The organism is Psychrobacter sp. Arc9 (assembly GCF_041431295.1).
Lineage (GTDB): Bacteria > Pseudomonadota > Gammaproteobacteria > Pseudomonadales > Moraxellaceae > Psychrobacter.
Window position 1 is genome coordinate 19,371 of record NZ_JASMRK010000034.1, and the last position, 9,772, is coordinate 29,142.

Annotated in this window: 10 protein-coding genes; 4 read left to right on the plus strand and 6 right to left on the minus strand. The window is 42.7% G+C overall.

Annotated elements, in window-relative coordinates; all coding sequences use genetic code 11:
* Positions 1–184 precede the first annotated feature (184 nt).
* From secB to rsgA, 4 genes are all read right to left on the minus strand, one after another.
* Positions 185–637: a protein-export chaperone SecB gene (secB, locus tag QO187_RS12810; protein ID WP_057760989.1), complete on the minus strand. Its 453-nt coding sequence runs from the start codon at positions 635–637 to the stop codon at positions 185–187.
* Between the two features lie 192 nt (positions 638–829).
* Positions 830–1,093: a glutaredoxin 3 gene (gene grxC / locus QO187_RS12815; RefSeq protein WP_021813631.1), complete on the minus strand. Its 264-nt coding sequence runs from the start codon at positions 1,091–1,093 to the stop codon at positions 830–832.
* A 359-nt stretch (positions 1,094–1,452) separates the two neighbouring features.
* The gene (locus QO187_RS12820) at positions 1,453–1,908 is read right to left on the minus strand and encodes a rhodanese-like domain-containing protein (RefSeq protein WP_057760987.1); all 456 of its coding nucleotides are present in this window, start codon (positions 1,906–1,908) and stop codon (positions 1,453–1,455) included.
* A 221-nt stretch (positions 1,909–2,129) separates the two neighbouring features.
* Positions 2,130–3,233: a ribosome small subunit-dependent GTPase A gene (rsgA, locus tag QO187_RS12825; protein ID WP_102093737.1), complete on the minus strand. Its 1,104-nt coding sequence runs from the start codon at positions 3,231–3,233 to the stop codon at positions 2,130–2,132.
* A 230-nt stretch (positions 3,234–3,463) separates the two neighbouring features.
* Between rsgA and orn the strand changes: the two genes are divergently transcribed.
* A complete protein-coding gene (orn, locus tag QO187_RS12830; RefSeq protein WP_057760984.1) occupies positions 3,464–4,051 on the plus strand; it encodes an oligoribonuclease in 588 nt (195 codons plus the stop codon).
* Between the two features lie 119 nt (positions 4,052–4,170).
* On the opposite strand, the gene QO187_RS12835 is transcribed toward orn, so the two are convergent.
* Both QO187_RS12835 and QO187_RS12840 read right to left on the minus strand, forming a co-directional pair.
* Entirely contained in the window at positions 4,171–5,040 is an 870-nt protein-coding gene (locus tag QO187_RS12835; protein ID WP_102093735.1) for a UDP-2,3-diacylglucosamine diphosphatase, read from the minus strand.
* A 123-nt stretch (positions 5,041–5,163) separates the two neighbouring features.
* Positions 5,164–5,679, minus strand: a complete 516-nt coding sequence (locus QO187_RS12840; protein ID WP_057760980.1) for a peptidylprolyl isomerase — start codon at positions 5,677–5,679, stop codon at positions 5,164–5,166.
* A gap of 293 nt (positions 5,680–5,972) precedes the next feature.
* Here QO187_RS12840 and QO187_RS12845 point away from each other — a divergent pair, with 293 nt between their 5' ends.
* The 3 genes from QO187_RS12845 (at position 5,973) to QO187_RS12855 (ending at position 9,664) form a co-directional block, all read left to right on the plus strand.
* On the plus strand, positions 5,973–7,712 hold the full coding sequence (locus QO187_RS12845; RefSeq protein ID WP_102093734.1) for a glutamine--tRNA ligase/YqeY domain fusion protein: 1,740 nt from the start codon (positions 5,973–5,975) through the stop codon (positions 7,710–7,712).
* 431 nt (positions 7,713–8,143) lie between these two features.
* Positions 8,144–8,782, plus strand: a complete 639-nt coding sequence (locus QO187_RS12850) for a peroxiredoxin (protein WP_201548860.1) — start codon at positions 8,144–8,146, stop codon at positions 8,780–8,782.
* 219 nt (positions 8,783–9,001) lie between these two features.
* Positions 9,002–9,664, plus strand: a complete 663-nt coding sequence (locus QO187_RS12855) for a glutathione S-transferase family protein (RefSeq protein ID WP_371548549.1) — start codon at positions 9,002–9,004, stop codon at positions 9,662–9,664.
* The last annotated feature ends 108 nt before the right edge of the window (positions 9,665–9,772 follow it).

The following is a 9,772-nucleotide window of genomic DNA, read 5'->3' on the forward strand; positions in this document are numbered from 1 at the left end:
TTAGCTAATTGATTTAGCAGTCGATGTAGTTGTTGAAGACCCTGTTTAATAACAGGGTTTTTTTATGGCTGATGATTTTATGCCTCATAAAACATACCCACAAAAAAACCGCTTACTCATTATAAGTAAACGGCCTTTTTATCAAAACATGTGACTGATAAAGCTCATATATTTTAATTAATGCTTATGCGTTACCTTGAGCATCAACTTGTGCTTGCTGCTGGCTCTGTGCATATGCTTGATCAAAGTTTACAGGTGCTAGTAGCAATTGCGGGAAGCTACCACGCGTCACGATGTCACTGATGACTTCACGAGCATATGGGAACAACACGTTAGGGCAGTATGCACCCAAGATTTGACCGATTTGATCTTCTGGAATGTCTTTTAGTAAGAAGATACCTGCTTGATGCACTTCAGCGATAAATGCTGCTTCTTCCGCATTTTTGGCAGTAACGCTCACAGTTAGGATGATTTGATAATGATCGTCATCTAGTTTTTCAGCGTTGCTAGACAAGTTAATATCAAGCTCTGGGTTCCACTCTTTGGTGAATACGCTAGCGCCTGGGACTTCAAGTGACATGTCTTTTACGTAGATGCGTTCTAGTGCCAATTGTGGTTGTGCTTGTTCTTCAGCCATGGTAAATCCTCTAAAATTAAATCAAATGATTGGGCAAATCGTCATTTTAATAAAAGTTCATTGTAATATAAATCGAGACTATTTTTTGGTATTGTCTCGATATTTTTTATCATTACTTCTTACTGCTCTATTAAAACCTGCCACTGCCTATCTTTACATAAGTAAAGACAGACAGTAAAGAAAGGTAGCAGATTAACCTGCCAATAGCTCGTCAAGTTTGCCTTGCTGGTTCATTTGGTTGAGCTCATCAAAACCACCGACAAAGGTTTCACCAACGAAGATTTGCGGCACAGTGCGGTAATTATTGGTTTTTTTCATTAACGCTTGGCGCTCTTCGCTGCTCATATCATGCATGCCGATTTCTTCATAATCAACGCCTTTGGTTTTTAGTAGTTGTTTGGCGTTTGAGCAGTATGGGCAGATAGGGGTAGTGTAAACTTTCACAGATACAGTCATGATAAATCCTTATTTATAAATTTATGAGATAACAAACGTATTATAAAGAGCATGATAAATTATCATAGTCTAAGCGTTGGTATAGTCTGTTATCAACGAGTAAAGTAAAAATGCATTCGGTGATGCTCATTACTAAAGTGGGGATGGGCATGACAAATTCAAGCCGTTTTGGCTCAAAACGTATTTTAGTGCTATAAAACGTGGTAAATAGAATATAAAAAATAAACCACAAAAAAAGACACCCAATAAAAAGGTGTCTTCTTTATAGCGTTGGTAGCGCTGATAACGTTAATCAGGTCGCATAAACATCAGCTAAGCGATGTGTATAAACGCTTCACTTAAGCGCCTATACAGGTCTATTACTTGCTTAGACTTGGTTTTGTTTTACCTTTAGCCTTTGCTTTGGCGTCTTTTACACCAACCAATGGCATGCCAGCGCCTTGCCAGCCGCCAATACCGCCCTCTAAGCGATAGACACTATCTTTACCAATCATCTGAATCGCAGCGCCTGCTTGGACGCCCATGTCGCAGATGATAATCACCGGCTGCTCAATCGCGCGAATCTCTTCTAAGCGGTCTTTGAGGTCAGTGAACGGTATGTTGCGGCTGCCTTGAATATATCCTGATTCAAACTTCTTCTTAGCGCGAATATCGATAAGTTGCGCGTTCTGAGAATTGACCATCATGCCAAGCGTGTTAGGCGATATTTTTCTACCGCTACGTTTGTTTTCAATCGTAAAAAACAGTATAGCAAGTACGGCTAATATACCAAATAAAAACGGGTGGTTGCCCACAAATTCCAGCGCACGATCCAAACCATACCTCCAAAAAAATAAGTGTTCTATTAAGCTGAGAAGACAGCCCAATGATATTGAACAAGGCGCTATTATACCGATAAGGCCATCTATAGTAAACGGGCGATGACATGGGCAATAATTGGGCGGTTATTGTACTTATCTATGGATCTTCTTAGCCTAATAAAAATATCTACTCACAAGACCGTGTTTAATTAAGACGGACACTAACAAGCCAAATATTAATAAGGCTTAGTATCTGCCTCTTCTCGTAGCGTGACGAGGTTTTCAACACGGCGCTGCAATACTTCACCATCAGCTACGGCTTGCCATAGTGCGCAGCCTTTGCTGTTGTGAGTATGGCGACAGTCACGGAATTGGCAACCGCCGGCCAATGGTGCTAGCTCAACGAAGCCTGAAATAATATCGTCAGGAGTAAGATGCCAAATACCATATTCACGAATCCCTGGTGTATCAACGATACCGCCTTGAGTGAGGTCTTCGGGGTTGAATGGCAGCAGTCGACTGGTCGTCGTGGTGTGCTGACCGAGCTTAGAGTTTTGCGAAATGATATTGACGCTCTGTCCAGAGTCAGGCAGAAGGGCATTGATTAAGCTGCTTTTGCCGACACCAGATTGACCCGCGAAGATGACCAGCTTTTTATCTATATAGCGTTTTAGTTCATCAAGGCCTTCTTGCTCATCGCTCTCAGCGATGTTTTCAGGGCAATCGACCGAAGTCAGAACACTTTCATAACCGAGCGCGGCATATTGTGCCAATAACTCATTGGTATCCACACCGTTTTCTGCTGCCAATAAATCGGCTTTGTTGAGTACCAATAGTGGTTTGACACCTGCATGATGGCATACCACGAGATAGCGATCGATCAACGTTGGTGCGGCGGCAGGCAGTGGCGCAAAAACAATCGCCAAAATATCGACGTTGGCGGCAACAGGTTTGAGCTTATGATAGCGGTCAGGACGAGAAACCAGCGATGTACGCGGTTTGACCGCTTCGATACGACCAAAGCCAGTATTAGAGTCGGCATTCCAGCGCACTTGATCGCCAGCAGCTAGCATCGGTAGATTGGTACGCACATGACAGCGCCAAATATCATTCAATTCAAGCGTTTGCCAAAACGGCTCAGGATCATCAGGTGCAATCTCTGGCTGCTCAGGTATGACAGCTGGCAGGCTAGTGACTTGTACTTCTAGTTGCTTACCGTAATGCGCCATGACCACGCCATCCATCAAACTGTCATCAATACTATCTTGATTGGACAGTTGCTGCTTGTCGATGCGACGAATCTGTTGTTTAGTCAGTTTGCGTTGCCGGATTAATGCCATGGGTTTTTGACCTATTATAAAAATATTGCTAAGTGTAGCGTGAAAATTTGCTAACATACAGCCTAAAGCGTCTGCGGCAGACAGTGGTTTTGTAATATTTTGGCTGATTGCTAGATTTTTTGAATCAATCAGTGCATGACAAACCTGCCTGAATATGAGTATTCAACCGCAATACGTTTTTTAAATTATGTTTAAAACTGTCCCAAAATTTAATGACCATAGGATATTGTATGACTACCGGTGACCATCCCAACAAGATTAAAATCAAAAATCAAGGCAAAAAAGGGCTGGTGTGGATTGATTTAGAAATGACCGGACTTGATACCTTAAACGATGAGATTATCGAGATTGCTACTGTCGTTACTGACGAAGATTTGAATGTACTTGCTGAAGGACCTGTGTTTGCTATCAAGGTATCAGATCAAGTCTTGAATAAGATGGATGACTGGAATACTAAGCAGCATGGTCAGTCAGGATTGGTCGATCGTGTGCGTCGTAGTACGGTGACATTGGCAGAAGCCGAAGCTGAGACCATCAAGTTTTTGAATAAATGGGTTGATAGTGGCAAGTCGCCAATGTGCGGTAATTCTATCTGCCAAGATCGTCGATTTATGGCGCGCCAAATGCCAGAGCTTGAGCGTTTCTTCCATTATCGCAATCTTGATGTGTCGTCGATCAAAGAGCTGTGTTTCCGTTGGCGTCCTGATATCTTAAAGAACTTCGAAAAAGGTGGCAGTCATTTAGCCCTAGACGATATTCGTGACTCTATCCGTGAGCTAAAGCATTACCGTCAGCATTTCTTTAAGCTAATACCTTAAAAAACTGGCAAGCGATAAGCTATTTAAAAGTGTAGTAAAAGAATTGTAGTAAAAAATAAAAAGGGTCTGTTGATATTTTAACAGACCCTTTTGTTTTTTAGATAGGTTCAACGATCAAGTCAAACAAGCATTGTAAACTCAAACAATTCAAACCCAGCATCATTATTGCTTAAATCGTTACTACTAAAACCGTCATTTGAATGCTGGTCATCTGTCACTGCGCCAATCACGGCGCTAACTTTCGGCTGGCGGGTGTCTTTATCTAAAAATCGCCAGTCGCCAAGCACGTAGCGCTTTTTATCAGCCGTCGCCTGATGAATGTCTGGTCGATGAGTATGTCCGTGCAACAATGCATCGCTAGTAGTAATGGCTTGACGTACGGCTTTATCATTCACGTCCATGATATGCGCAGCTTTGTTCGCATTATTCTGTTGGCTTCTTTTACGCATGTTGTCTGCAATTGCCAAGCGTTTTTCTAATGACTTATTGAGCAGATACCACTGAGTTAAACGGTTACGCATAATTTTGCGAAAGAACTGATATTTTTTATCATCAGTACAGAGTGCGTCACCGTGTTCTAAGCGGTAATTCTGCTGACCAACAGGCAAAGTATATGGCTCGTTGATAAGCTCACCACCGAACAAATTACAAAACGGCTGACCCAACAAGAAGTCACGATTGCCATGCATGACCAATATCTCACAGCCATTGATACGTAACTGCTTGAGTTTGGTGATAAGTGGAGTCAACCATTGCGCTATCTTCTCGTCTTCTGACAACGATAAATACGTATCATCACCTAGCCACACCTCAAACCAATCACCCAATATAAAAAGGCGTTTGAGCGCAGGCAGGGCGAGACAGTCATCTAATAGCGCCAAAAAAGCCTGCACTAAGGCAGGCTCCTGAGGCGATAAATGCAAATCGCTAATCAATACTTGCCGCACTTGATGAGGGCGGGTCGTGATTAAGTGATCAAAACTTTGCATTTATCTTGGTCCTCGTGACTTATCGTATAACGAGCATGATTTAATAAACTCTATTAAAAAATGCTCGCTCATTCACAGCTATCGCTAAGTAACTATTACTGACTAGCTGCTATTGAATGACTATTACTGAGTAATGATGGTTGCTGAGTTGATAACAACTGGCTCTTTTGGCACATCAGCATGCATGCCGAAACGACCCGTTGGTACGCTGCGCATTTTTTCGATAACGTCCATACCGCTTGTTACTTTACCAAATACGGTGTAACCCCAACCTTGCATGTTTTTGCCAGAGTGGTTTAGGAAGTCGTTGTCTTTTACGTTGATGAAGAACTGGCTAGTCGCTGAATGCGGATCTTGGGTACGCGCCATTGCGATAGTACCTTTGTCATTTTTCAGGCCGTTGTCCGCTTCGTTTTCGATAGGCGCATTGGTTGGTTTTTCATTCATCTCAGCGTCCATTCCACCGCCTTGAATCATGAAACCATCAATGATGCGATGGAAAATTGTACCGTCATACTGACCAGATTTTACGTAGTTTAAAAAGTTTTCTACGGTTTTTGGTGCTTTTTCTTCGTTGAGTTCGATAACGATCGCACCCATATTAGTTTCAAGTTCTACTACTGGTGGCATGTCTACCATGGGATATTCCTTTTTGATTGCAGCGCCTTAAATAGCACTATTGTGAGTGGTGGTTAAAAAGTTACGGGTAGTCTAACGGCTTTTTTATCCCGTGTCATGTATCAGGCTGTTAATGCGTTTGCGAAACCTGATAGAATAACGCAACTTTACCCATTTTTGACAAACTTTGATAATGCGGTCGCACTATTTAAGTTTTCATATCCTCGCTTTATTTTGACACTTTAGTTTAAACGTTTTGTGATGCGTGATGGCACGCACCATGAACTGACAATTTGCGTTAGGAGCAATGCCCGATGAGTGAACACTCAAGCAACAATGCACAAAAAGTAGAAGCAAAAAACGATTTTATTCGTAATATCATTCGTGACGATGTCAATGCGCAAAAATACCAGCAAATTGTAACGCGCTTTCCGCCTGAGCCAAATGGCTACTTGCATTTAGGCCACGTAAAATCTATCTGCTTAAACTTTGGTGTGGCCAAAGAGTTCGGCGGTGTGTGCAACCTGCGTTTTGATGACACCAACCCAACTGCTGAAAAGCAAGATTACATCGACAATATTAAAAACGATGTGCAGTGGTTAGGTTTTGAGTGGGCAGGCGAGGCGCATCATGCCTCAGGTTATTTCGATCAGCTACATGCATGGGCAATTCAGTTGATTGAGCAAGGCGACGCTTATGTTGATTTGCAAACCCCTGAACAAATCAAAGAAAACCGTGGTTCATTCAATGAAGCGGGAACGCCTTCACCATATCGTGATGCCAGTGTTGAAGAAAACCTAGCGCTGTTCAATGATATGAAAGACGGTAAATACGCTGAAGGGAAGGCTATTTTGCGTGCGAAGATTGATATGGCCAGCCCAAATATGAACCTACGTGATCCTGTTATCTATCGCGTGATGCATCAAGAGCATCATCAGACTGGTGATAAATGGTGCATCTATCCGATGTATGACTTTGCTCATCCACTCTCCGATGCGTTAGAAGGGATTACCCATTCGTTATGTACGCTTGAGTTTGAAGATCATCGTCCATTCTATGATTGGGTCATCGAAAAAATCGGCTTTGACGTACCGCCGCATCAGTACGAGTTTAGCCGCTTAAACGTTGATCATACATTGACCAGTAAGCGTAAGCTAAAGCAACTAGTAGATGAAGGTATCGTAAGCGGTTGGGACGATCCTCGTATGCCGACCGTCGCTGGTATGCGTCGCCGTGGTTATACGCCAGAAGGCTTGCGTGATTTTTGTGAGCGTGTGGGTGTGACCAAAGCGGATAGTGTGGTTGATTTCCGTTTGCTAGAGTTTAGCGTTCGTCAATCGTTAGAGACGACTACTGGTCGCGGTATGGCGGTACTAAAGCCATTAAAAGTGACCATCACTAACTTTAGCGAAGCGGTCAGCAGCTGGGAGTCGCAAAAAGCCGATAGCGTTAATGCACGTTTTGACGATGCGACTCAGACGCTTTGGTTGACTCAGCCGAACCATCCTAACGTCGATATGGGTGAGCGTGAGATTCCATTTACCGAGACGCTATACATCGATCAAGGTGATTACGAGATTGAACCGCCAGCAGGCTACAAGCGTCTCTCTCCAGAAAAGCCAGAGATTCGTCTACGTAATACTTATGTGCTAGCCGTCACTGAGCATATCACTGATGAAAGTGGCAATGTCGTTGAACTAAAAGCGACGATTGACCCTGCTACTTTGGGCAATAACCCTGAAGGGCGTAAGGTCAAAGGCGTGATTCATTGGGTATCAGCCAGTCAAGGTGTGCCAGCGACAGTACGCATGTACGAGCAGCTATTCAGTGCTGAGGACCCAAGTGGCGTCGCTGATGTTCATCAAGCGTTAAACCCGAACTCGCTCACTGAGCTAAATGCAGTGGTTGAACCATCTTTGGTCAATGCAGATGCTGGCACGCGTTTCCAGTTCGAGCGTGAAGGTTACTTCATCTCTGATAGCGAAGATCACAGCACGGATAAGCCAGTATTTAACCAAATCGTTAGCTTACGTGATAGCTATAAGCCAGCTTAATTTATGCTGGCTTAGTATTTAAAAGTATCCTTATCCAAATAGATATTTTGAAATAATACTGAACAATAGTAGTTTGCAAGTTAGCCTATTTCTAGTACGCTAGGAATGGGCTTTTTTGTGCGCAGTTATAAAGTTAAGTATGATTATGGTGCGAATTTTGCTTATGGGATGCAGGTATGGTGGTTTAATTATTTATCAAAGCTACTTGTCCATAAAATTCATTAAAAGATTTGTCCATCAGCTTAGAGGTAAATGGAATAACCGCATTACAATCCGTCACAAGACATTCATAACCAGTTTGTTAAGATAAAGTCAGTTTTTACGGATGTGCTTTATGTTATATTTGATAGCTGAGCACGTCGATGACAATAATAGAACGCGAGGCCGACGTGTCGATATAAGCGTTCATTCACATAGCTAAGGAATCAAGCATGGCACATTTACGTTTAGGTGATACCGCACCAAATTTTGACGCTACAACCACAGAAGGTGACATCAATTTTCACGAGTGGGCAGGTGATCATTGGGTCGTGTTCTTCTCGCATCCAGCAGACTTTACGCCAGTATGTACCACTGAGCTTGGTCGCGCCGCTGCACTAAATGGCGAGTTCCAAAAGCGCAATGTAAAGCCGATTTGTATTTCTGTTGATAGCCTAGAAGATCATAAAGCGTGGGCGAGCGATATCGGTGAGACTCAAGGCACAGATATGAATTTCCCAATCATCGCTGATCCTAATAAAGAAGTCGCTGAGCTATATGACATGATGCATCCTAATGCCGACAGCACTCATACAGTACGTAGCGTCTTTATCATTGATCCAAGCAAAAAAGTTCGTCTAACGCTGACATACCCTGCCAGCTGTGGCCGTAACTTTGATGAAATTATCCGCGTAATCGACGCACTACAGTTGTCGGATGAGTATAACGTTGCGACACCTGTAGACTGGAAAGATGGCGACGATGTGATCATTCCACCAAGTGTGAAAAATGAAGATATCGCTGCAAAATATCCAAAAGGTCACAAAGAGATTAAACCGTATCTACGCACCACACCTGCACCAAACAAATAATTAGACTGATGTATAAATGTGATTAAATAAAGCCCCATGACTCAAGGTTATGGGGCTTTACTTATTTCTACTTTATGATTAATAACGCTTTGCCATGATGGCCAGATTAGGCTATAACTGTGGTATAGCGTATCAATATTTGTGCTTATCAGTACAATAACCATGATAAAGCGTATCAGCGTCAAATCGCTGTCCAGTCATTCTTACAAGGAGTTTGCTATGAAAAAACTATATATTACCCGTACAGCGCCCAATCCGCGTAAAGCGCTTATCTTATTGGCTTCAAAAGGTATTGATGTCGATGATATGGATGATGTCGATGTGATCGATATTGATTTTGCTGCAAATGAGCAAATGTCAGAATCCTTTACGCAAATGAATCCAATGCAGACCGTACCTGTTTTGACCTTAGATGACGGTACAGTACTGAATGATTCACAGGCAGTTTGTGAGTATCTGGACCGCGTTTACGGTGAGCGTTCAGTCATGGGTAATGATGTGGTACAACGTGCGCAGGTTTGCTCTATGCGCCGTGTTGCAGAGTTTGAGGTGATGTATAACTTGATGCTCGCGTTTCAGCACAGTCATCCATCTAAAGCACAACGTGTTGAGCAAGTGCCAGAGTTCGTCGCACCATCAATTGCTCGTGCTGTTAAAGCCATGGCATATTTTGAGACGATACTAGAAAGCCGTGAATACCTAGTAGGTGAACAATTAAGTTTTGCGGATATCGTGCTATATCTAAGCTTGGATTTTGGTAAAGTATTGAAGATTAATCCTAATGAGCAAGGCGAAAACCTAGCTCGTTTTTATCAAAAGATGAATGAACGCTTCAGTATTAAAAATATGGCTAAAGCCAAACCTGCCAGTGTGAATGACTAAAAGGTTCTAGGGCGTGTCCTCAATTCAATCGATAGTTATCTAAATGGGTTAAAAATGGCTAAATCTTGCCAAATGGCGTCAAATAGCTGACTAATATCTCGATATTAT